18 protein-coding genes are annotated in these 22,413 nt (G+C 70.0%); 7 read left to right on the forward strand and 11 right to left on the reverse strand.

The genetic code is table 11. The features are described from left to right. The gene (locus CG719_RS12265) at positions 1 to 873 is read right to left on the reverse strand and encodes an FAD binding domain-containing protein (protein WP_100568620.1); all 873 of its coding nucleotides are present in this window, start codon (positions 871 to 873) and stop codon (positions 1 to 3) included. A gap of 107 nt (positions 874 to 980) precedes the next feature. Between CG719_RS12265 and CG719_RS12270 the strand changes: the two genes are divergently transcribed. Further along, positions 981 to 1,937 (forward strand): LysR family transcriptional regulator, encoded by a 957-nt coding sequence (locus CG719_RS12270; RefSeq protein ID WP_100568621.1) that lies wholly within the window; start codon positions 981 to 983, stop codon positions 1,935 to 1,937. 106 nt (positions 1,938 to 2,043) lie between these two features. Here the strand turns inward: CG719_RS12270 and CG719_RS12275 are convergent, their stop codons facing one another. Further along, positions 2,044 to 3,462, reverse strand: a complete 1,419-nt coding sequence (locus tag CG719_RS12275; protein ID WP_234375535.1) for an MFS transporter — start codon at positions 3,460 to 3,462, stop codon at positions 2,044 to 2,046. Positions 3,463 to 3,938: 476 nt separating this feature from the next. On the opposite strand from CG719_RS12275, the gene CG719_RS12280 reads away from it, so the two are divergent. The 4 genes from CG719_RS12280 to CG719_RS12295 all read left to right on the forward strand — a co-directional run bounded on the left by CG719_RS12280 (position 3,939) and on the right by CG719_RS12295 (position 8,699). Further along, entirely contained in the window at positions 3,939 to 6,305 is a 2,367-nt protein-coding gene (locus tag CG719_RS12280) for a M4 family metallopeptidase (RefSeq protein WP_100568623.1), read from the forward strand. A 253-nt stretch (positions 6,306 to 6,558) separates the two neighbouring features. Continuing rightward, positions 6,559 to 7,017: a hypothetical protein gene (locus tag CG719_RS12285; RefSeq protein ID WP_100568624.1), complete on the forward strand. Its 459-nt coding sequence runs from the start codon at positions 6,559 to 6,561 to the stop codon at positions 7,015 to 7,017. Between the two features lie 20 nt (positions 7,018 to 7,037). Continuing rightward, positions 7,038 to 7,712: a TenA family transcriptional regulator gene (locus CG719_RS12290; protein WP_159024852.1), complete on the forward strand. Its 675-nt coding sequence runs from the start codon at positions 7,038 to 7,040 to the stop codon at positions 7,710 to 7,712. A 72-nt stretch (positions 7,713 to 7,784) separates the two neighbouring features. Beyond that, entirely contained in the window at positions 7,785 to 8,699 is a 915-nt protein-coding gene (locus CG719_RS12295; RefSeq protein WP_159024853.1) for a TauD/TfdA family dioxygenase, read from the forward strand. A 34-nt stretch (positions 8,700 to 8,733) separates the two neighbouring features. On the opposite strand, the gene CG719_RS12300 is transcribed toward CG719_RS12295, so the two are convergent. The 3 genes from CG719_RS12300 to CG719_RS12310 all read right to left on the reverse strand — a co-directional run bounded on the left by CG719_RS12300 (position 8,734) and on the right by CG719_RS12310 (position 11,755). After that, positions 8,734 to 9,762, reverse strand: coding sequence for an NAD(P)-dependent oxidoreductase (locus CG719_RS12300; protein ID WP_159024854.1), 1,029 nt, complete (start codon positions 9,760 to 9,762; stop codon positions 8,734 to 8,736). 93 nt (positions 9,763 to 9,855) lie between these two features. Next, entirely contained in the window at positions 9,856 to 10,785 is a 930-nt protein-coding gene (locus tag CG719_RS12305) for a hypothetical protein (RefSeq protein ID WP_100568628.1), read from the reverse strand. A 13-nt stretch (positions 10,786 to 10,798) separates the two neighbouring features. Beyond that, complete coding sequence (locus CG719_RS12310) at positions 10,799 to 11,755, reverse strand: FAD-dependent oxidoreductase (protein WP_100568629.1); 957 nt, start codon at positions 11,753 to 11,755, stop codon at positions 10,799 to 10,801. A 151-nt stretch (positions 11,756 to 11,906) separates the two neighbouring features. Between CG719_RS12310 and CG719_RS12315 the strand changes: the two genes are divergently transcribed. Further along, the gene (locus CG719_RS12315) at positions 11,907 to 14,324 is read left to right on the forward strand and encodes an ATP-binding protein (RefSeq protein ID WP_100568630.1); all 2,418 of its coding nucleotides are present in this window, start codon (positions 11,907 to 11,909) and stop codon (positions 14,322 to 14,324) included. Between the two features lie 13 nt (positions 14,325 to 14,337). Here CG719_RS12315 and CG719_RS12320 read toward each other — a convergent pair whose 3' ends face one another. The 6 genes from CG719_RS12320 to CG719_RS12340 form a co-directional block, all read right to left on the reverse strand. Then, on the reverse strand, positions 14,338 to 14,802 hold the full coding sequence (locus CG719_RS12320; protein WP_100568631.1) for a GNAT family N-acetyltransferase: 465 nt from the start codon (positions 14,800 to 14,802) through the stop codon (positions 14,338 to 14,340). A 161-nt stretch (positions 14,803 to 14,963) separates the two neighbouring features. Then, positions 14,964 to 15,293, reverse strand: a complete 330-nt coding sequence (locus tag CG719_RS35360) for a hypothetical protein (RefSeq protein ID WP_159024855.1) — start codon at positions 15,291 to 15,293, stop codon at positions 14,964 to 14,966. A 256-nt stretch (positions 15,294 to 15,549) separates the two neighbouring features. Beyond that, the gene (locus tag CG719_RS12325; RefSeq protein ID WP_100568632.1) at positions 15,550 to 16,527 is read right to left on the reverse strand and encodes an SCO2521 family protein; all 978 of its coding nucleotides are present in this window, start codon (positions 16,525 to 16,527) and stop codon (positions 15,550 to 15,552) included. 1 nt (position 16,528) lies between these two features. After that, the gene (locus CG719_RS12330; protein WP_100568633.1) at positions 16,529 to 17,500 is read right to left on the reverse strand and encodes an SCO2522 family protein; all 972 of its coding nucleotides are present in this window, start codon (positions 17,498 to 17,500) and stop codon (positions 16,529 to 16,531) included. Continuing rightward, the gene (locus CG719_RS12335; protein ID WP_100568634.1) at positions 17,497 to 18,414 is read right to left on the reverse strand and encodes an SCO2523 family variant P-loop protein; all 918 of its coding nucleotides are present in this window, start codon (positions 18,412 to 18,414) and stop codon (positions 17,497 to 17,499) included. The genes CG719_RS12330 and CG719_RS12335 overlap by 4 nt, the downstream gene beginning before the upstream one ends. A 3-nt stretch (positions 18,415 to 18,417) precedes the next feature. Then, positions 18,418 to 19,524 carry a hypothetical protein gene (locus CG719_RS12340; protein ID WP_100568635.1) on the reverse strand — a complete coding sequence of 369 codons (1,107 nt, stop codon included), beginning with the start codon at positions 19,522 to 19,524 and terminating at the stop codon, positions 18,418 to 18,420. A 1,225-nt stretch (positions 19,525 to 20,749) separates the two neighbouring features. On the opposite strand from CG719_RS12340, the gene pknB reads away from it, so the two are divergent. Further along, a complete protein-coding gene (pknB, locus tag CG719_RS12345) occupies positions 20,750 to 22,375 on the forward strand; it encodes a Stk1 family PASTA domain-containing Ser/Thr kinase (protein ID WP_324838200.1) in 1,626 nt (541 codons plus the stop codon). The last annotated feature ends 38 nt before the right edge of the window (positions 22,376 to 22,413 follow it).

The following is a 22,413-nucleotide window of genomic DNA, read 5'->3' on the forward strand; positions in this document are numbered from 1 at the left end:
TCACGCCTCCTGCCCCTGGGCACGTGCGGCGGCGACGCGCAGCGCCCGCGTGGTGAGCTCCCCGGCCAGATGCCGCTTGTAGTCGACCGGGCCGCGCTGGTCGGCCGTCGGCCTGCACTCCTGCGCGGCGATCCGGCCCGCCTCCGCGAAGCCCTCGTCGTCCGGCCGTCCGCCGCGCAGGAAGTTCTCGGCCTGCTCGGACACGAACCGTGGGGCGCCCACCGCGGTCAGCCCGATCCCGGCCTCGGTGATGACACCGTCGGAGATCTCCAGCACCGCTCCCGCGGCGACGACCGCCCAGTCGCCGACCCGGCGCTCGACCTTGCGGTAGGCGCTGGCGTGCGAACGGATGGGCACGCGGATCTCCACCAGAAGCTCCGCTTCGTTCAGCGCGGTCTCGTACGGACCGAGGAAGAACTCCCTGATCCCGATGGTGCGCCTGCCGCCGGGGCCCTGTACGACGAGAGTCGCCCGCAGTGCCGAGAACGCGGCGGACAGGTCCTCCGACGGATCGGCCTGGCACAGCGAGCCGCCCACGGTGCCGCGGTTGCGTACGAGCGGATCTGCGATGACCCGTTCCGCGTCCCGCAGGATGGGGAAGTGCTCGCCGACGACCGGCGAGGCGAGCAGCTCCGCGTGGCGGACCATCGCTCCGACGGCCAGGTCGTGCCCGTCCACCCGGATCAATGCCAGCTCGCCGAGGCCGTTGATGTCGATCAGGGCTTCGGGCTGAGCCAGCCGCAGCTTCATCATCGGCAGCAGGCTGTGTCCGCCCGCCACCACGCGGGCCTCGGGGCCGTAGCGTGTGAGCAGCTCGATCGCGTGCTCAATGCTGGTGGCCGTCTCGTACTGGAAGGCAGCTGGAACCTGCATCGGGCCCTCCTGAAACGCTGTGCTCTTCAGGCTGCGCTCTTCCACACCGGACATGCAATGGGTCGATAAGCATTCACTTATCCGTGCAAATGCAGGAAAATCAGGTAGTGACCGTCACACAGCTCAGCACCTTCGTGCTGGTCGCCCGGCTCGGTTCGGTCGGCGCCGCGGCGCGAGCCCTGGGGGTGAGCGAGTCCGCCGTATCGCAGGCGCTGACCGCGCTGCGCACCCACTACAGCGATCCGCTCATCCGGCGCACCGGCGGCGGCGGGATGCGTCTGACGCCCGCGGGCGCGCGGCTGCTGCCGGTCGCGTCGCAGATGGTCGCGCTGAGCGCGGATGCCGAGGCGGCGGTACGGACGGCACGGGGTGCGCCCGACGAGCTGCGGGTCGTCGCCACGAGCACGCTGGCCGAGTTCGTGCTCCCCTCGCTCGTGGAGGCTTTCGCCGACCGCTCAGGGCACAGGGCCGAGACCTCCTTCGGGGTGGCCGCCGGCCACGAGATACGTGTGCTGGTCGAGAACCGGCTGGCCGACGTCGCGCTCGGGCCGTATCTCGGCGCCGACCATGGAGGCGAACTGGTCAGCGAGCCACTGTTCCGCACCCAGCTGGTCGTGGTGATCGGCGCCAGGTCGCCGCGGCCGCCCGGTCCGCCGCCGCAGTGGTCGTGGCTCGTCGATTCCTCCGGGACCGATCCGGACGCGGACTCCGGGCGGCTGCTGCGTCGGCTCAAAGTGGCCGAAGGACACGTGTGGGTGTTCCCCAACCAGGCCGCGACCTGGGCGGCCGCCGCCGAGGGCGCTGGGGTGGCACCGGCGTTGGCCCATCTGGTGTCGCCCCGCATCCGGCGTGACGAGCTGCGCGTGCTGGAGACCCCGGCCACGCCATCGGACGCCACATGGCACGCCACCGTCCTGCGGGCCGAGCATCGTTCCCCGGCCACCGACGCGTTCCTGCACTTCCTGCACACGCCCGCAGCGACCCGCATCATGCGCGCGCCCGGCGCGGGCGTCCCGCCCTCCCGCTTCCGGCCCCCGGTGCACGTCACGCTCTGGGGCGCGTAAGAGAGCAGATTCTCCAGCGGAGCAAGCTCACCCGCGGAATCGCCTGGTGTGTTCAGCGTGTGCGCGTGCCTGTCGGAGAACGCCTGCCCGACGGCCTCAAGACGCGCTACGTTCCTTTGGGCTTCGCCGGCACGCACAGCCACGCCAGGCCTGCGGCGGTCAGGTAGGCGAGGGCACCAATGGCCATGCTGGTGCGCAGCCCGGTGTTGTAGTGGGTGGCCGTGGCGAGCAGGCTGCCGCCGAGCGCCACGCCGGTCGCGCTGCCGACCTGGCGAGTCGTGTTGAACAGGGCGGAGGCAGCCCCTGCATACGCCGGGGGCGCGGCGCCCATCACGGTCGCGGTTGAACCGGTGAGGGCGAAGGAGGTACCGAACCCCGCGGCCATCATCGGGGCCACCAGCACCGCGTAGGCGGGGTCGGCTCCCGATGAGGCCCAGCCGGCCAGGCCCAGAGCGGCCACGAGCATGCCGGAGATCACCAGCGGACGATCGCCGGTGAGGCGGGTCAGCCGCCCGGACAGGACGGAGGCGAACATGGTCATCGCCACCGCCGGGAACAGGGCCAGTCCGGTGCCGAGGGCGCTGAAGCCGCGCTGGTGCTGGAACTCCAGGCTGGCAGTGAACACCATGCCGTAGAAGCCGAAGTTGAACAGCAGGCCGATGACGGCTCCGCCGATCATCGTACGAGACCGCAGCAGGGTTGGCGGAAGGGCAGGAGACCGGGCCAGCCGCTCACGCACCGCGAACGCCGCGGCGGCCAGCCCGGCCAGCCCCAGCCCGGCGAGAACGGCCGGAGCGGACCACCCCCGCCGTCCGGCCTCGTTGAGCGCCGCGGTCAGCAGCGCCACTGCCGCCACGACCGCGCACTGCGCCGGCCAGTCCAGGCGTCGCGCGGCGTGCCGGGGCGAGCGCCCCACATGCCGCAGCGTCAGCACCAGGCAGGCCATACCGACGGGCAGGTTGATGAGGAACACCCAGCGCCAGCCCACCGTGGAGGCGAGCAGCCCGCCCAGCAGCGGCCCGGCGGAGGCCGCGATGCCCGCCATCGAACCCCACAGCCCGAAGGCGCGCGAGCGTGCGGCCGGCGCAGGGTAGGCCTGCTGGAGCAGGGCCAGGGACCCTGGCACGATCAGCGCCGCGCCGAGCCCCTCCACCAGCCGCGCCACCACCAGGAAGGGGGCGTTCGGCGCCAGCGCGCACGCGGCCGAGGACAGGGTGAACACCGCCACGCCCGAGCAGAAGACGCGGCGGTTGCCCAGCCGGTCGCCCAGCGCGCCACCGGTCAGCAGGAGGCCGGCGAAGACCAGGGTGTACCCATCGGTGATCCACTGGATGCCGGTGAGCGAGGCCGACAGTTCCCGGCCGATCACCGGCACGGCGACGTTGATCACCGTCACATCCAGGATCACCATGAAATACCCGGTGCACACCGCCAGCAGCGGTGCCCAGGACCGTGGCCGGGACTTCGGGGCCGACTCGGGGGAGGGCGTGGACCGACCGCCACCGGCCGACTCCGCGAACGTCACGGCCCCAACTCCATCCTGCCCGCGGAGACCTTGCATCAAAAATCACCATAAGGGACACATGCGCCACCTCGAAGGAGCCCGGCGGTCGCCGCCACGGTGCCGGGCGGGCGTCCACACCGCTTTCCAGGAGCGCGACCCGTCGGATCGCGACTACGTCCACGTGTGGGCCGGCGACGCCCCCCGAAGGTGAGGCGCGGCCGAGCGCACTCGCGCGTGCCGGTCTTGCCCGGGGTGCCGCTGGACGGCACCAGGGGCGGTGAGGGATAACCCTCGAATCGGCGTTTGCCGAGTGACATGAACCGATCAATGCTGCCACTCTTCCTCCAGCCACGACCGGACCGTCGCGGTGTGACGGTTCCCCACGCACCGTTCAGCTCGTTCCGGACAGCACGTCCCGTCTGCCCGGTCTCTCAACGGCCGCAGGACTCGCGGCCGCAGCAGGAGGAGTACGAGTGAGACACAATCCCCGTCGGGCGATGGCAGCAGGCGCTCTGGTGACGTCCACCGCCCTGCTCGTCCTCGGCACTCAGGCCGTCCCCGCGACCGCCAAACCCGCCCCCCACGACGGTTCCCTGCGAACGGGCGCGCTGCAGGCGAAGCTCACCGGCGCCCAGCGCACCGCGCTGTTCAAGAGCGCGGAGGACAGCTCGGCGCAGACGGCGCGCTCCCTCGGCCTGGGCTCGAAGGAGAAGCTGGTCGTCAAGGACGTCGTCAAGGACAACGACGGTACGCTGCACACCCGCTATGAGCGCACCTACGACGGTCTGCCCGTCCTCGGCGGCGACCTGGTCGTGCACACCCCGCCGGCCTCCGAGGCGTCCGGCACGGTGAGCACCACCTTCAACAACAAGCGCTCCCTCAAGGTGTCCACCACCACCGCGGCGATCACCAAGTCGGCCGCCGAGACCAAGGCGCTGAAGACGGCCAGGGCCCTCGACGCCGAGAAGCCCGCTACGGACAGCGCCCGCAAGGTGATCTGGGCCGGCGACGGTAGCCCGAAGCTCGCCTGGGAGACGGTGGTCAGCGGTTTCCAGGACGACGGCACGCCCAGCAAGCTGCATGTCATCACCGACGCGACCACCGGCGACGAGCTGAACCGCTTCGAGTCCGTCATGACCGGCACCGGCAACACCCAGTACAGCGGCACGGTGACGCTGAACACCACGCTGTCCGGCTCGACGTACCAGCTGTACGACACCACCCGCGGCGGCCACAAGACGTACACCCTCAACGGCGGCACCTCGGGCACCGGCACCCTGATGACCAGCTCCGACGACGTCTGGGGCAACGGATCCGGGTCCAACACGGCGACCGCGGCCGCGGACGCCGCCTACGGCGCCCAGACGACGTGGGACTTCTACAAGGACACCTTCGGCCGCAACGGCATCAAGAACAACGGTGTCGCGGCCTACTCCCGGGTCCACTACAGCAGCAACTACGTCAACGCCTTCTGGGACGACAGCTGCTTCTGCATGACCTACGGCGACGGCTCCGGAAACACGCACGCGCTGACCTCGCTGGACGTCGCCGGCCACGAGATGAGCCACGGCGTCACCGCCAACACCGCCAAGCTGAACTACTCGGGTGAGTCCGGCGGCCTGAACGAGGCCACCTCCGACATCTTCGGCACCGGCGTGGAGTTCTACGCCAACAACCCCTCGGACCCCGGTGACTACCTCATCGGCGAGAAGATCAACATCAACGGCAACGGCACCCCGCTGCGCTACATGGACAAGCCCAGCAAGGACGGCGCCTCCGCCGACTACTGGTCCTCCACAGTGGGCAGCAAGGACGTGCACTACTCGTCCGGTCCGGCGAACCACATGTTCTACCTGCTGGCCGAGGGCAGCGGCGCCAAGACCATCAACGGCGTCAGCTACGACAGCCCGACCTCGGACGGCGTCGCCGTCACGGGCATCGGCCAGGCTGCGGCCTTGCAGATCTGGTACAAGGCGCTGACCACGTACATGACGTCCAGCACCAACTACGCCGGTGCCCGCACCGCCGCCCTGAACGCTGCCGCGGCGCTGTACGGCACCAACTCCACCCAGTACGCCGGTGTGGGCAACGCGTTCGCCGGGATCAACGTCGGCAGCCACATCACGCCGCCGTCCTCGGGCGTGACCATCACCAACCCCGGTGACCAGTCCGCCACCGTGGGCAAGGCGGTGAGCCTGCAGATCTCGGCTTCCACCACCAACGGCGGAGCGCTCACCTACAGCGCGACGGGTCTGCCGGCCGGTCTGTCGATCGACAGCTCGACCGGTGTCATCTCCGGCACCCCGACCACGGCGACCGCATACAGCACCAAGGTGACGGCGACCGACAGCAAGGGTTCGTCCGACTCGGCCTCCTTCACCTGGACGGTCAGCACCTCCGGCGGCGGCTCGTGCACCTCGGCCCAGCTGCTGGGCAACCCGGGCTTCGAGTCGGGCAACACCGTCTGGACCACGACCAGCGGCGTGATCGACAACAACCAGAACCAGCCGGCGCGCAGCGGTTCGTGGAAGGCCTGGCTCGCCGGGTACGGGACCACGCACACCGACACGCTGTCCCAGTCGGTGACGATCCCGGCCGGCTGCAAGGCGACCTTCAGCTTCTATCTGCACATCGACACCGCGGAGTCCACCACCGGCTCCGCGTACGACAAGCTGACGGTGACTGCCGGGTCGACCACGCTGGCGACGTATTCGAACCTCAACGCCGCCGCCGGTTACCAGCTGAGGTCCTTCGACCTGTCCTCGTTCGCGGGCTCCACGGTCACCCTGAAGTTCACGGGTGTGGAGGACTCCATCCTTTACACGAGCTTCGTCGTCGATGACACCGCCCTGACGGTCAGCTGACCTGTGTTCCATCCGTGGGGGCCGTCCGCCGGGACGGCCCCCACTGCGTTTGCCGGTCCTTTCTCAAGCGCCCCGCGGCCCGTCGTCCCGTGGATGGTGGGCACCACCAGACCCAGCGTCAGCCCCCACACGAGGTGCGGATGGTGAGCGGCCACATTATGCGCCAATTCCGCACTTACCTCCCGCGAGGCATCGCCGGACCGGTAACGTGTCCATTCCTGGTCGGGCAGGGCGCACCGAGGGCGGTGGGGGCATGGATCCGGTGTCGGCGGCGTTGCTCGCGGAACTGGCAGGAGGCGCCGCCGGTGCGCTCGGCCACCAGGCGTGGGTGGGGCTCACCTCGCTGGTACGCCGCCCGTTCGGGCACGGCCAAAACGCGTCCGCGCAGGTTCCGGCTGTCAGCACCGGAGAGGCGGAGCTGATCCGGCTACAGGAGGAGCCCGGGGATACGGCGCGTGCACGGGCGTTGAGCACCGCACTGACGACGCGCGCCGCGGTGGATCCGGAGTTCTCCGCCGGCCTGCGGCAGTGGCATGAACAGGCGAAAGTTATGCGGACCGGCGGCGGCGACGCCCACAACACGGTCAGCGGCGGCACCCAGTACGGGCACGTGGTTCAAGGGCGGGACTTCTCCGGTTTGACCTTCAACACCCCCGCTCCGCCTCCCCCGCCACCCGCCCCCGGGGCGGAGACGCCGTCAGCGCAAGACTGAGCCGATTGGACAGTGCGGAGGTGGACGCCACGTACGCAACATCGCAACATCTGCGGAGCTTCGTGGATCAGCACCGAGTGCTTTGCCACCCGTTCCTTGCGTTGGTGGCCTCCGGCAGGGCCAGTCCCGAGCATCTCGTCGCCTGGGGGCTTCAGGAACGCCACGTGTCGTATGCTTTTCCCCGGTCCATCGGTTTATTGATCTCGTGCGCCGATGACTTCCGCATGAGGACGGTGCTCGCCGAGAACCTGTGGGAGGAGTTCGGTGAGGGGAATCCCGACCAGGCCCACGCCGTGCTGCTCGACAACCTACTCAAGTCAATGGGAGTTGACAGGGACCGACTCGACTGCCCTCCGACCGACGGAACGCTTGCGTTCCTCAAGACGCAGCGCGAACTCACGACGTCGAGCGCCTGGCGAGGCGTGGGAGCCTTCTGTTACGCGAACGAGTATCTGTCGCTCACCGAATTCCGCCCGCTGGAAGCCGCCGTCCGGTCCCGTTTCCCGACGGCCGACCTCTCGTACTTCACCGAGAACATGAAAGCCGACACACGGCACACCGAGCTCCTCGAGTCGCTGATCGACGCCGCCGCGGCAGTCCCCTCGAACAGGGCGGACATCGAGTACGGCGTCAGCGCGGCGCTCGACGCACGCTGCCGGTTCTACGACTCCCTGGCGCCGTGGGGAGCCGAGTGACGGGCCATGGTCATAGGGCGTTCCGTACACATGTCGTGCGGGGAATGGCACGACGAATTCTACGACCTGTCCATGGCGTTGCCCGTGGTGCCGCGTCACGATGTCGCGGCGTTCGTCCGCGCCGCAGCCAAGGTGGCCGCCATACTGCCAGGCCCGCTTCTGGAGCGCCTGGAGGCGCTGAGAACGGGACAGGACGGCCATGGCTATCTTCACGTGACGGATCTTCCCTGCGCACCCGGCGCGCTGCCGAGTACGCCTGACAACAGGCGCGCCCCGGTCGAGCGCCCGCTGCTTGCCATGGAAGGCTGGCTCTTGGCGATATGCACGGCAATGGGTGTGCCCACCGCTTACCGCGAGCTGCACTCGGGCAGTCTGCTTCAGGACATCTGTCCGTCACCGAATGCCCATCCGCTGTCGGCACAGAGCTCGACCACTCCGCTGTCCCTGCACTCGGAAATGCTTTACCACCGGTGGCGGCCGGATTTCCTGCTGCTCGCGTGCTCACGCGCGGACCACGACGGCGCTGCCGGGACAACCGTGGCGACCGCCCGGGCCGCGCTGCCGCTGCTTGCGGCCGCCGAGCTGGAGGTCCTGCGCGAGCACCGTATGACGTGCGGCACTGACCTGGCCTTCCGTCATACGGACGGATCGAGCCCGCAGGCTCACGTGTTGGTCGTCGACAATGTTCCAGGTGATCCTCGGCTCGCCTTCGACCGCGACCTGCTGCAGCCCGGCGACCCATCGGCCCGTCGAGCCCTGCGGGCGCTGTCCGAGGCGCTGGACGAGGTCACCGACACGGTGCGGATGCGCCCCGGTGACCTGCTGATCCTGGACAACGCTCGCGTCGTCCACGGTCGCACCGCGTTCACGCCACGCTGGGACGGCCACGACCGGTGGCTGCACAGGACGTACGCCAGGTCTCCCCGGGGTCCCGCTGGCGCGAAAGACGCCCTCCCCTACCAGACCAAGCCGTTCGCGCCGTGCTGAGCCCGGCAGCTCCGCCCGCCTCGGCTCCCCGGCGTCATTCGCCGCCGCCGTGCCGCACGGCTGCCCGCCGTTCGCGGAAGTCGGGGTTGGTGACGTCGGGCGAACCGGTCCCTGACAGCACGTCGCACACTGCGCGGGCGGCGCGCAGGCCGGCGCGTAGCCCCGCGTCCCGGGTGAGGAAGCCCATCTGGGGGACGGACAGGAAACGTTCCGGGCCGAGCGCGGTGAGCGCGGCCCAGGCGTCACCGGGTCCAAGGCCGTCCACTGCGGCCCGGAGGCTCCTGTGCTCGACGGCCCAGGCGAGCGCCACAGGATCGATGAGATCGTGATGGCCCGTGTTCACCAGCAGGGCGCCGTCCTTGCAGATCGCCAGCTCGCGTCTGCCGAGTATCGGCGGTTCGTCCGCAGTGGGCCCCGGGCGGTGCAGGCTGATCACGTCGGACCGGGAGAGAAGGCCGTCGAGGTCGGTGTACGCGATGCCCGTGGCAGCCTCGAGCGCCTGGTTGCGCCTCGGGGACGTGTACAGCACGCTCATGCCCAGTCCCTGGGCGATCGTGGCGACGCGTGCCCCGATCCTGCCTGCTCCGACCACTCCCAGGGTACGACCGCCCAGCTCGCGGCCCTCGGGAGGCGATGCCGTGGAGATCGGGTCGGCCGGGGAATGCGGGGTTCTCACAATGGCGGCGGTGAACGGGCGGGCCAGGGCGAGCGCGAGCAGGACGGTGAACTCCGCGACCGAGGCCGCGTTCTCGCCCGGTGTGTTCGCGAAAGCTATCCCCAGGTCGTACGCCGTGTGCCAGCCTGGCACGTAGCTCCGGAAGTCGGTGCCGACGAACGCGACGGCTTCCAGGGTCACGGCTCGTTCGAAATGGGTGGGCTCCGGCTCCTCATATCCGCCGATCAGGTACCCGGAGACGCCATCGAGCGCCGCATGCAGGTCTTCGGCGCCCACGTGGTCGTCTGTGACCTCCCGCAGTGCAAACCCACGGTCGGTGATCAGGTTGCGAGCCTCTGGTGGCACCACGGCCGTTCCGGTCACCAGGACGATGAGCTGCTTGTTCATATGCCCTCCTGTGGCATAAGGCCCCTTGGCCGCCCTCATCGCCACGGCCGGGAGCGGGTCGAACCGCTCACTGTCGAGGACGTCATCGCATCCTCACCGCAGATCGAAGACGATCAGGGACAGCGGCCCGCGCCAGGTGAACTGTCCGCAGGCGATGACCCGTGCGTCGTAAACCCGTCCTGGCAGAGCCGCGGCGGCCCGTTCCAGGGTCTCCTCCGTCGCGTCGTGTCCGTCGTCGTCGGGCTCGTGCTCGACGACCACCGTCGCACGCCGCATCATCGAGGCCGCCTGACGCAGCATGGCCACGGTGGTTCCCGCGAAGCCCGAATCCTCCGGGGCCGCCTCCCGCCCGTGTGCGGCCTCGGCGGCGGCGAGAACGTCGCGAGCCGATGCGGTCAACCGCGGCGGGGCGCCCAGCAACGGCGACCGCCGTCCGAACTGCGGCGAGGTGTACAGCACGGCGCCCTCCTTCGGAACCGGCAGGTCGCGCCAGCCGGCCGGGGCTGTCGCGTCCGCGCACACCAGCCGACCGGTGGCAGCGGGGGGCCTGTGGCGCGCGAGATCGCCGGTGATCTCCTCGTACCCGAGCGGAGTACCGCGCGAGGCCCGCAGCGCCAGCACGACGGCCAGGCAGGACGCGACGGCCACCTCTTCGGCGCTGCCGCACGCGGGGAGCATCGCCAACACCGACAGCAGGTCCTTGACGTCGTGGATCGGCGGCAGTCGCCGGAGCATCCGGGCATGGCGGACGGTGGCCCGGCTCTTCGTCAGGCTGACGCAAGCGAGGACAGGATCGGTCTCGATCCCGAAGAACGGCAGGTTCATCAGCCGGGCCGCCGTCGCCGAGCTGCCCCCGCCGGCGAAGGGATCGACGACGGCACTGCACGACGGGCCCACGAGGTCCGCGACGACCGCCATCGTCGTGCGGACGTTGGAGGCGCTCGCCGTCTGGAACCAGCGGTCCACGGGTTCTCGCGGGTCCGGGTGGTAGCGCTCGGCGTCCAACGGCAGGGACAGGGACACGGCATTCCTCTCCTCAACCGATCAGGGACTGAACCTGCCGCGCGCAACCCCACGACAACGTGACGCCCGAGCCCCCGTGACCGTAGTTGTGCACCACGGTAGCGCCGTGGTGGGTGCTGCGCTCCAGCCGTACACGCGGCCGCACCGGCCTTAGTCCGACCCGGAGTTCCCTGACCCGGACACGGCCGAGTGCGGGCAGGACAGCGGCACAGCGCGCCACGATCCGCTCGGCGGCCTCCGGGTCCGGCCGCAGGTCGTCTCTGCCGTGCCTGACCATCCCACCCAGGACGACGTGGTCGGGGTGCGCGATCCAGTAGGTGGGGTCCTCGCTCTCGGGGAAGTCGGAGAAGAAGCCGTCGATCCCGGGATTGTCCGTGATCGCCAACTGGCCCCAGCTCGAGACCAGTTCGCGGTCGTCCACCAGCTCCCTGGCCCCCAGTCCGGTGCAGTTGACCACCACCGGAGCGATGCCCAGCGCCTGGTCCAGGTCACGCAGCGGGCCGTCCAGCAGTCGGACGGTGGCCCCGGACGCGATCAGACGGCGCATCAAGTATTCAAGGTAGACGGGCATGTCGAAGACCGGCGCCCGGTAGGTCCACCCCCAGCCGAACCCGGACGGCAGTTCGGACGGATCGCAGATGGCGAATCCGCTCACCGAACGCAGCCAGACGGGTGGCACAGCCGGCTCGTGCGAGGCCTCGATCCCCTGGACGATGCGGACACCGGACCGCGGATCGGCCGCGATCACCGTCAGGTCCGGCAGGCTGTGCAGGCTCCAGTCCAGCACCCGGGGATCATCGAAGACGTACGGCCCCCACAGAGCCCCGGCCACCGCCGAGGTCGTACGCTGAGACGCCCGGTCGGAAACAACAGTCACCGCCCTTCCCGCCTCCGACAGCACCAGTGCGGTGGTCAGCCCCGCCACTCCGTGCCCGACAACGACGACCTCAGGATCCGCTGAGACAGCCACCGCTCCAGGTTAAGGATTCGCCCGGATCGCAGCCAGATCGACGACCCGTCAAATATTCTGCATAAGTCAGCTGATGGACGCTTCAGCTGGTTGACTGAGGAGGACGCCGAATGGGCGGTAGTCAGTTGCCGGCGACCGGGAGGCCGTGCCGATGGGGGGCGCCGAAGAGCGGGACGAGCGCAGTCCCGACCGGTCCGGGACGACGCGCTCCGAGATGTCCGGGAACGCGTGGGACGTGGTCCAGGCACGCGATGTCACCGGCGGGATCCACTTCCACCACGCGGACCGCGCGCTGGGGCCGAGCCCACGGCAACTCCCCGCGGACGTGAGGGGATTCGTCGGCAGGCAGGCTGCGCTCGACAGCCTCGACGACATCCTGGCCCGCAGCGCAGAGGGATCGCAGACCGTCGTGATCTCGGCGATCGCGGGCAGCGCCGGCGTCGGCAAGACCTCCCTCGCGACGCACTGGGCGCACCGGGTCAAGGACCGATTCCCCGACGGCCAGCTCCACATCAATCTCCGGGGCTACGACGCGGGACCACCTGTCACCGCGGATCAGGCGCTTGAGCGATTCCTGCGTGCGCTGGGGGTCGCTCCGGGTGCGATCCCTGACGACCCCGAGGACAAGGCTGCGCTCTACCGGTCCCTGCTGGCCGGGCGGCGCATGCTCATCGTGCTGGACAACGCCGCGGCCGTACGCCAAGTGCGCCTGCTGCTTCCCGGGACCGCTTCCTGCATGGTGCTGGTGACCAGTCGTGACCGGCTGTCCGGGCTGGTGGCCAGGGACGGTGCGCACCGGCTGGACCTCGACGTCCTCCCCGAGGACGAGGCCGTGCGGTTGTTACGGGACAGCACCTGGGGACACCGCGGCCCCGACCCTGAGCCGGAACTGATCCAGCTCGCCCGTCTGTGCGCGCGTCTTCCCCTGGCACTGCGCATCGCGGCCGAGCGGGCGGCGGCCAGGCCGCACATGCCGCTCAGCGAGCTGATCAGCGATCTGCAGGACGAGTCCTTCCTCTGGACAGCGCTGTCGGCGGACGAGGAAGGCGACGGCGACGCGGTGCACACCGTGTTCGCCTGGTCCTACCGGGCCTTGGGCGGCGAGGCCGCCCGCATGTTCCGGCTGCTGGGCCTGCACCCCGGGCCGGACTTCTCGGTGCATGCCGCGGCGGCCCTGGCAGGCGTCTCCACCGTCACCGCGCGGCGGCTGCTCGACTCCCTGGCCGGCACGCATCTGATCTCCGCGTCCGCCTACGACCGCTTCCAATTCCACGACCTGCTCAGGGCCTTCGCCTTCGAGCAGGCGGTGAACGACGAGACGCCGGAAGGCCGCGAAGCCGCGGTGCGGCGGCTGTGCGAGTGGTACCTGGAGGCAATGGCGGCGGCTGCCGAGGTACACGACGCGCAGTACGCCGACGACTGGCATGTGCATCCTGCGCGGGCCGGCCTACCGGGGCTTCCGGACGTCTCGGACTACGAACGGGCCATGGCCTGGTTCACCGTGGAGACCGACAACCTGGTGGCGGTCAGCAGGACGGCAGCCGAGGCCAGCCTCCATGAGGTGGCGTGGAAGCTGCCGGCCCTGTTGCGTACGCCCTTTCTGGACCGGTATCCCGTGCAGGGCTGGCTGCCGATGGCCAGCCAAGCGCTTCTGGCCGCCAGGCGGTCCGAGGACCTGCTCGGCCAGGCCGTCACTCTCGTCGGCATGAGCATCGCGCACCGGCAGGCGCACCGTGTCACGGAGGCCGTCCAGCACAGCCGCGCCGCGCTGGCAGCCGCCCGTCAGGTCGACGACGCGTGGCAGACGATCGCCGCGCTGGTCATGCTGGGGCACGCGCTGCGGCTGGGGCGGCGACTCGACGAAGCCCTGCGGTCGTACCAGGAAGCGCTGGACATCGCCCGACGGCTGCGTCTGCGTCTTTGGATCGTATGGGGACTCATCGGGCGGGCAGAGGCGCTGCTCGACGCGGGTGCCCACAGCGAGGCCCGCGAGTGCGTGGCGGCCACGCTCCGGGAACTGCACGAGGGTGAGAGCCCCGGAGCCCGCTCGGAATGCCTCTGGGTCGAGGCGACGATCGACCGGGAAACGGGTCTTCTGGCCGAGGCGGACCGGCACATCGGCCAGGCTCTGCACTTGGCGTACGAGACCCGCAACGTCATCTATCAAGGCCAGTGCGAGACCGAACTCGGGCGGATCTGCCTCGCGGCAGGCCGGGCCGAGGACGGACTGGCCGCGCTTCAGCGAGCCGCGTCGATCGGCCGGCTCCTGGGTGACCAGGCGATGGAGGGGGCTGCGCTCGACATGACCGGGCTGGCCTACCAGGCACTGGGCCGGGCGCAGGAAGCCGTGCAGTTCCACCGCTTCGCCGTGACGGAGTTCCGGGAGCTCGGCGACGACTGGCGGGTCGCAGGCGCGCTGGAGAACCTGGCAGCTGCCCTGGACAGGACCGGCGATCCGTCCGCCGCCGCATCGCATCGGCGTGAGGCGGTCGGCATACTGCAGGACTACACCGACGCCCGGGCGAGGGCGTTGTGCTCGGCTGTGACGGCCCGGTTGCCTGCCGGGTGACGGCAGGCACGGGCTAAGGGGTCCGGCGGGGTACCTCACGGACCATCACCAGGCGGTCCTGGCCCGGCCCGAGGTAGTCGCGGCGCCGCTCGGCGAGGCAGAAGCCCGCCGTCCGGTACAGCCGCAGAGCGGGGTGGTTGTCCGGCGCCACGCTCAGCCAGACCGCGCCGAGTTCCCTGTCGTCCGCGAGACCGAGCACTGCGTCGAGCAGGCGGCGCCCGTGACCCTGCTGCCGATGGGTGCGATCGACCGCGAGCGCGAGGAGCCACGACCGGCCGTTGCCGTCGCCGGCCAGGAGCACGTAGCCGTGAAGCCCCCCGCCGCCGTCGCCGCTGACCAGCATGTGGTGGCCATGGACGTCGAACAGTTGGCGCAGTGCGAAGTACGGATAGCTGAGGCCGGGGAACGCGCGCGCCTCCAGAGCCGCGATAGCCGCCAGGTCCCCCTCGGCCGCATGCCGCACCTGTCCGTGATGCATGTCCCCCAGTGTGCACCGGGCTCGGTGCCGGGCCACCGTCCTTCACAGCCGGGGGGACCGGACTGAGTCCTCGCGCTGCGGGCTGGACGGCCGCCGGCGCCGCTGCCGACGCTACTGGCAAGCCTTCCAGAGCGTCCTGAACTGTTCGATCCGATGGGAGCTCAGGTCGGTGACGGTCCTGGCGGCGATTCCGCGCGAGTCGGAGCCGATCTCACCGGATTCGCACACCACGTTCCGATCGCTTCGCGCTGTGCGCGCAGGTACCGAGCGCCGAGTTCGCTCCCCCAACGGGCCCGGTCCGCCCAGATGTTGGTGGCGCCGATGGTCAGGGCGACGCAACGGGTGAGCGCCGCGATCGAGTCGTGGACCTCTCCCTCCCCGTCGACGATCTCTGGGCCGGGGTTCTCCATCAGTGCGGTGAGCCGGAGGACCTCCACGCGGACGAAGTCCCGTACGATCGCCGGGGCGGCCGTCCCCAGCGGTCGTCGCACTGCGGGTGACCGCCGCGCCGCCCACAAGGATCGAGGCGGTCAGTTTCCAGGCTTTCGGCTGTTCGGTGAGGTTGGTGAGCAGATGGCCGACTGCCCGACCATCGCGGAGTTCAGCGTCCTGAGCAGAATCTGCGGGCGGTGCGGAAAGTGCAGCGCCACCAGGCGTGTTCGACCGTTCAGCCATGCGTCGTGTTCTCGTCCGGGGGGCGGCGTTCGTCCGCATCTGAAATCAGGGCCCGCTCCCGTCGGTGGGCAGTCAGGGATGCAGGCGGGCGGCGGCCTGCAGGGCCAGTTGGTCCCTGATCCTTTGCACCAGGATCTGCCATTGCCTGGTGAATCCGGGTTCGCCCTCCAACGCCTCCCACAGAGGCCGGAGGGACAGGTCCACGCGCGCTGCCGGCATCCACAAATGCATCAGGTGGTCGACGGCGGGGCGCAGCGCCGTCAGCGCGTCCCGCCCGTCGGTCGAGCCGAGCCGGCTGCGCTCGACCATCCTGATGAGGGTCGTGAGCAGCCAGTCATGCAGAGCGAGGTCATGGCAGAACCCCGCGGCGGCGGCTGCAGGGATGCCCGCGGGTAGCCGTAGCTCCGCCGTACGCAGTCCGTTCCCGGCGAGGGTGAACTGCTCCAAGGAGGGCCCTTCGCCGTCGGCGGTCCGTAGCGCCACCCAACGCAGCCGGGAGACCTGGGACTTGAAAGGCGGTTGCTTGTCGAGTGCGCGGTCCCGCAGCACCCGGGTGAGCGTACGGTCGGCGATCGCTCCCAGGTCGAGGTCACCGGGGCGGCGGCCGTGGCCGAGACAGCCGTCGGCGACGTCCCGCTCGGGAAGCGTGCCGAATGCCTCGACCACGCCGGGGCGGGCCAGGTAGTGGCCCCAGTGGCGGCGCCGGCCGGGGCCGACGGCGGTGACCGTGCAGTGGGCGCCGGCCTGGAGCAGGCGGCCCTCGGTGAGTGTTGCGCCGGCGATGACGGTGCCGACGGCGCGGACCTTGGCGCCGGAGGCGGAGGGCAGATGGCAGTCCACGCCGGTCGGCACGTCGGGCGAGCGGACGTACAGGTTGGGTCGCTCGGAGAGCCGGACCCGCTCGCCTGCCCTCAGCCGCAACAGGTCAGCGGCGCCGCTCCCGGTCAGTGCCTGGCGGTGCTGCAGCAGGCATGTGTGCACCTCGCCGAAGACCAGCACCGGCTCCGGGCTCTGCTCGGTACGCACGCCGGTGTCGGCGGGCCGGGCCATGTCAGGGGCCCTCGTGGAAGACGTAGGAGATGCGGTCGGGGATCTCCTCGGGTACCGGCAGGCCCTCGCCGAGGGCGCGCTCGGAGACTTGGGCGAGAGCATGCGGCTCGACGTGCACCTGGTCGAGGACGACCCGCACCGCATGTTCGACCGGCAGGAGGCGGGACGGCAGAACGGAGCAGGTGCGGTAGGCGGAGAAGGGCGCGGCGGAGGGGTTGAGCCGGATCACGGGCGGCAGCGCGTCCCAGTGGTCCGGGAAGTCCTCGCCGGCCGTCCATGGCACGGGCTGGAGAACGGGTTCGCCGAAATGCCGCAGCAGACCGAGCCTGGCCAACTGCCAGACTGCAGCCAGGAACGAGCACGACCAGACACGCCGGCCGCCGGGCTCGTCCCAGAGCTCGGCGTCGAGGAAGACCGAGTGCCTTCGGGCGGTGGTCTCGGCCGGCGGCTGCCAGTCGACGGCGTCGGCCATCGCCGCCGCGGTCCGTGGACCCGGGGAACGGCGACCGTTGGCGAGCCAGCCGGTCTCGCCGACCGGGGGCCGCGAGCCGTCACTGCCAGGGGGCGGTGACTCGACGAGGCGTGCCTCGACCCCTTCGGCGACGGTGACGCCGTCCGCGAGGGCGCAGCCGGACTCGCGGGCCAGGTAGTCGATGACAAGGCCGGCCCGTTCGGCCTCGGCGAGCAGTACGGGAAGGAGTGCGGCGGGGGTGGCGGAGGTGGTGCAGTATTCGTCCACCAGGAAACAGGTGCTCACCCGGGGCCTGCGCCCGCCGGCGGCGGCGACCGTGCGTGCCGTGTCGGCCCAGGGCCGGACCCGGGCGAAGTGCTCGCGCAGCCGTTCCGGACCGGCCTCGAAGTCCTCCGTGGAGGGGTGGCCGAGTTCGAGTGACACATGGGCGAGCGGCACCGCCTGGGTGCGCGGCTCGGCGGTCGTCTCCCTGAAGAAGGCGCTGGTTCCGGTTTCGGTCACGGCATCCCCCAGGCATCGTCGTCGGTGAGCTTCCCGGCCAGGTCCTGGAACGCTTTCAAGGTCTCCGGTCCGGCGACCCTGCTGGAGAGCACGTCCTCTTCGGTGATGAGCTGTTCGCGCCACTGCAGCACAGGTTCGAGCGGTACGGAGCCGAGCATCGCGCTGTGGCCGACGCCGCGGTCGGCGGCGAGCCGATGGAGGTCCTGGTCGCACGTGCGCATCCATGCGGACTGGGCAGACGGTGCTGAGGGCCACGGCGGCGTCCCGGGGTCGGGCACGGCGGCCCGTACGAAGCGCATGCTGCCGCGTAGTTCCTCGGCGTCGTGACCGCGGGCGATGCCGCCGCTGACGATGCCGCGTGGGCCGAAGGCGAACCCGGAGGCGGCGATCACGTGCTGCCGGGTCCAGCGGTGATGGATCAGCCACCGGGCGCCGACGCCGTGCAGCTCGGGCCGCGCGGTGACCTCGAGCGCCAGGTCGACGGCGTAGCTGCGGCCGGCGCTGAGGTCAACCAGCACCATGTCGAACTCGCTGTGGAGCCTCAGGAAGAGGTCGGTGCAGCGGATCATGGAGTCGTTGCCGACGGCGAACTCGCCGCCGCTGCGGTCGCCGGGGAAGAGCACGAAATTGCCGGAGCCGGCGGGGCGGTGGCGCAGCGCCCGGTGCTCGGTGTGTGCCCAGACGTCGAGCCGGACCGGCTCGTGCGCCTGCCCCTGAAGGTAGGAGTGGAGGCCACCCCGGCCGACGCCATCCATGGCGCTCGGTACGTCGAAGACCGCCGCGGCAGTGGGCGACCCGAAGTCGAAGTCCAGGTAGCAGACGTCGTCCCCGGCCAGAGCACGCCGGAAGGCGATGTTGGCGCTGGTGACCGAGCGGCCGGTGCCGCCCTTGTCCGAAGCGGCGAAGACGAGCACCGTTCACTCTCCCCGGGAGGCGTCGCGCCTGGCCCGCACCAGGCTGTCGAGCTCGGCCAGGACTCTGAGGATGAGTTCCATCGTGGTGCCGGGCTGCCGGTTGAGGACCTCGCGTGCCCGGGCAAGTCCGGCCTCGACGGACAGGGGCGCGAGGCTGAGGGAGGTGTCCGGGCCCGAGGTGGGTTCGAGGAGTTCCTTGCCGAGGAGGTGGGTCGCGTCGCTGGGCAGCGAGGAGACACTGCCGACCAGTTCGATGCTGTGGAGCGGCGGCCGGCCGCAGAGCCGCGGGTCGGCCACCATGCATTCGACGACACGTTCGGTGAAACTCCAGGACGGCGGCCGCTCCGTGGCTGGCGCGTTCGGATAGACGGCCTGGACGTCGTCCCACCGGCCGGCGTCCTGGAGCACCAGTCGCACGCCCGGGGCATGCAGGACGATCGCCGTGTCGTCTTCCGTCATCCGGCTGCTGATCCGGCTGCGCTCGGCGAGCCGTTCCTTCACCGCGACGGTACGGGTGAGGTCCTCGTCGGTGGCGCGGCGGCGGAGCAGGTCGTGAAACGGGATGGAAACGGCCGGCAGCGAGAAGTACACGGACTCCATGCTCTGTCCGGTCGTGCGCCAGAGGCTGTCTTCCAGCGGCCCGACGTCGCCGAACCGGACGATGCCGGACCAGTTCCGCTGAGTGATCTCCCACCGCAGGCGTAACACCTCAGCGAGCCGTTGCTGCTCACGAGTCAGCAGGTCGAAGGTGAGGGGGCGTTCGGAGAACAGGTCCTGGATGGAATGTCCGCCCGCGAAGCTGGGCCTCTCGTCCTCGGCGGTGTAGGTGCCCATGAACACGGCGAGGATGAGCACCGGCTTCGCCGGGATCTCCGTCCGGCCGCCAACATCCTTCAGCGCGGTCCGCACGTCGCTTCCTATGATGTCCGGGTCGTCCAGCCAGAATGCGGCAATCTCCGTGGCCGGAACCATCAGGCACAACAGCCGCTCGGCGCCGGCAGCACTGCTGAGGCCTCCCCATTCACCCCAGCCCCATTCACCGCTCTCAATCGAATGGCGTGACACCGCCTGCCATATATCAAGCAGATGCCGGCGTGGCTTGATCTGCATCCCTCACCCTTCACTCGGGTGTCCCGCGCTCCGGCCCAGAGCATATCCGCTGTGGTACTTCCGATGGGCCGTAACAGTCGCCGCCTGTCCAGACATTCGCACCGGCGGATTCCCCGTCGCATTCCCGAATCAGGTGGTGCCGCCTAGCCTGCAGGCGTTGATCATTTCCCTGCAGCCTCAAGGTGTGTCAACTTAACGTGCCCATTACGTGGTTGATCACTGAGATGGAGACAGGCATCCGTCCGATGAGCACAGGGAGCTCGCAGCATGAGGCATCACCTACATCAATTCTCCACCGACGGCATTGCCGAAGAGTCCGAAACCTTCTGGGGGGCGCTGGTACAAGACGGGCAGTAATCCCGTGGCGGACGCGACATCTGAGACAACGCTGCGCTTCGATGCGAGGATTCGCGGGCGCAGGAGACGTTCGCCAAGGGGACAGAGCGCTTGCCCGACAAGGAGAAGGCGGCTGTGAGCGCCGGTGAGTCGGCTGTGGCGGTGCCAGCGGCTGGTCGCCGTATCTGCCAACCCCCTGCCCAGCGTGCGAGAACTCCGCCCTCGTCAGCGGACGGGAAAAGGCTCAGTCGCCGCGTGGGTCGCAACAGATCGTTCAGGCCCTTCCACCTGCGTGCCAGTGAGGCAGGAGGACGGCTGAGACAAGCGAACTGTCCCTGGGCTGACGCGCGGTCCGCAAAAGCCGGCGCTCCTCCGCTCACGGCGCTGGCGAAGCCAACCACCGCGGTGTGACGCCGCCGGCCCGGTTCGTGGAACGGAGCTGCCGAGCAAGAGACAGGCATCCGGGACCAGTCGGGCCCTGGAGGCTTCGCCGATCCGGCGCTGCGCCGGCGGTAGGACCGGCCGCACGACGCAGGCACCCTCTCGCCCCCACTCTCGTTATCCACACGCCCGAACGCGATCGGCGGATCCTTCGTACGCTTGCTCCCCGAGTCGATCACACGGAGGTGTACGGGATGCGGCACAGCGCGGCACCGGGCCGGAAAGCCAACTGCTTCTGGGGTGACCCGCCTTGCCCATGCCCTGCGCCGGAGACCAGCTTGATCATCGGGGCGAGCCGAACGGTGGATCCGGGGCTAAGATCACGCAGTCGCCATTGCGAGCACCGCACGTCGAGCGGCTGGCGAGGGCTTCATCGCCTCCCCGAACCCAGTAGTGAAGGTTCGGGCTCCGGGAGGCTCCGAAACGGGGAGAGGCAAGGGGACTGACCATGGAAGAGCCGCGTCGCCAAGGCGGGCGGTACGAACTGGGCGCGATACTGGGTCGTGGTGGCATGGCCGAGGTCCATTTCGCCCATGACATCCGCCTGAACCGCTCCGTCGCGGTGAAGACGCTGCGGGCGGACCTCGCCCTCGATCCGTCGTTCCAGGCCCGGTTCCGCAGAGAGGCCCAGTCAGCCGCCTCGCTCAATCATCCCTCGATCTGCGGGGTCTACGACACCGGCGAGGACTTCGTCGACGGCGTCTTGATCCCGTACATCGTCATGGAACACGTGGAAGGCTCGACCCTGCGCGATCTGCTGCACAGCAGTCGCCAGTTGCTGCCCGAGCGCGCCATGGAGATGACCGTCGGCATCCTCCAGGCGCTGGAGTATTCGCACCGCAACGGCATCGTCCACCGGGACATCAAGCCCGCCAACGTGATGCTCACCCGCACCGGCCAGGTGAAGGTGATGGACTTCGGCATCGCGCGCGCGATGGGGGACTCCGGCATGACGATGACACAGACAGCCGCGGTGATCGGCACCGCGCAGTACCTCTCGCCGGAACAGGCGAAGGGCGAGACCGTCGACGCCCGCTCAGACCTGTACTCCACCGGCTGCCTGCTCTACGAACTGTTCACCGTTCGGCCGCCCTTCATCGGCGACTCCCCGATCGCCGTCGCCTACCAGCACGTACGCGAGGCTCCGCAACCGCCGAGCGTCTTTCGCCCTGAGCTCCATCCCGAGGTGGACGCGATCGTCCTGAAGGCGCTGGCCAAGGAACCTGGCTACCGCTACCAGTCCGCCGACGAGATGCGCGCGGACATCGAGGCGTATCTCGACGGCCGGCCGGTGGCCGCAACGGCCGCGCTCGGCGCCGTCGGATACGGGTACGGCGGCCACACGGACAGCGCAGCGACCACCGCCCTGCCGACGCTGCAGCAGCCTCCGCAACAGTCTGCCTACAGCGGCGACGGCGGCCGCCCGGGCAGCGCCGGCTTCGACGCCGGGTACGCCGATCCGGCCCCCGCCGGAGGCCGGCGTGTGTCGCGGGGCGCGCTCATCGGCATCGGCGTGGCCGGCCTCGCTCTGATCGGCATTGTCGTGACCACCGCGCTCAGCCTCGACGGCAACGACCAGCAGCCTGCCGCCGACGCATCGGGCAACGGCCAGTACGGGACGGACACCGCGGAGGCCCAAGCGAAGTCGCTCGACGCGCTGCTGCAGTCGAGCAACAGCAGCCGCACGTCGGTTATCGACGCCGTCGCCGCCATCAAGCAGTGCAGCAACCTCGCTGGTTCGGCGACCACCCTGCGCACCGCCGCAAGCCAGCGCGACGACCTGGTCACCAAGCTCTCCGAGCTCACCTTCGACAAACTACCCAACCACGGCGACCTGGTGGCCCAGCTCACCGCGGCCTGGAAGGCGTCCGCCAACGCCGACAACCACTACGCCGACTGGGCCGACCAGACGGCCGGCGCCGACGGCTGCCATGACGGCCACGCGGCGAACGACCCCGACCAGGGCAACGCGGCCAGCGAGCAGGCAACCCTCGCCAAGAAGAAGGCCGCCGCCCTGTGGAACCCCATAGCGCAGCAGTACGGTCTCCCACAGCGCCAGTTCACCGAGCTCTGAGCCGCCGGGGTCCGGCCTGGTGCCGGCGGGTGCGGGAT

Origin of the sequence: Streptomyces sp. CB01373, assembly GCF_002803075.1 — a bacterium.
Lineage (GTDB): Bacteria > Actinomycetota > Actinomycetes > Streptomycetales > Streptomycetaceae > Streptomyces.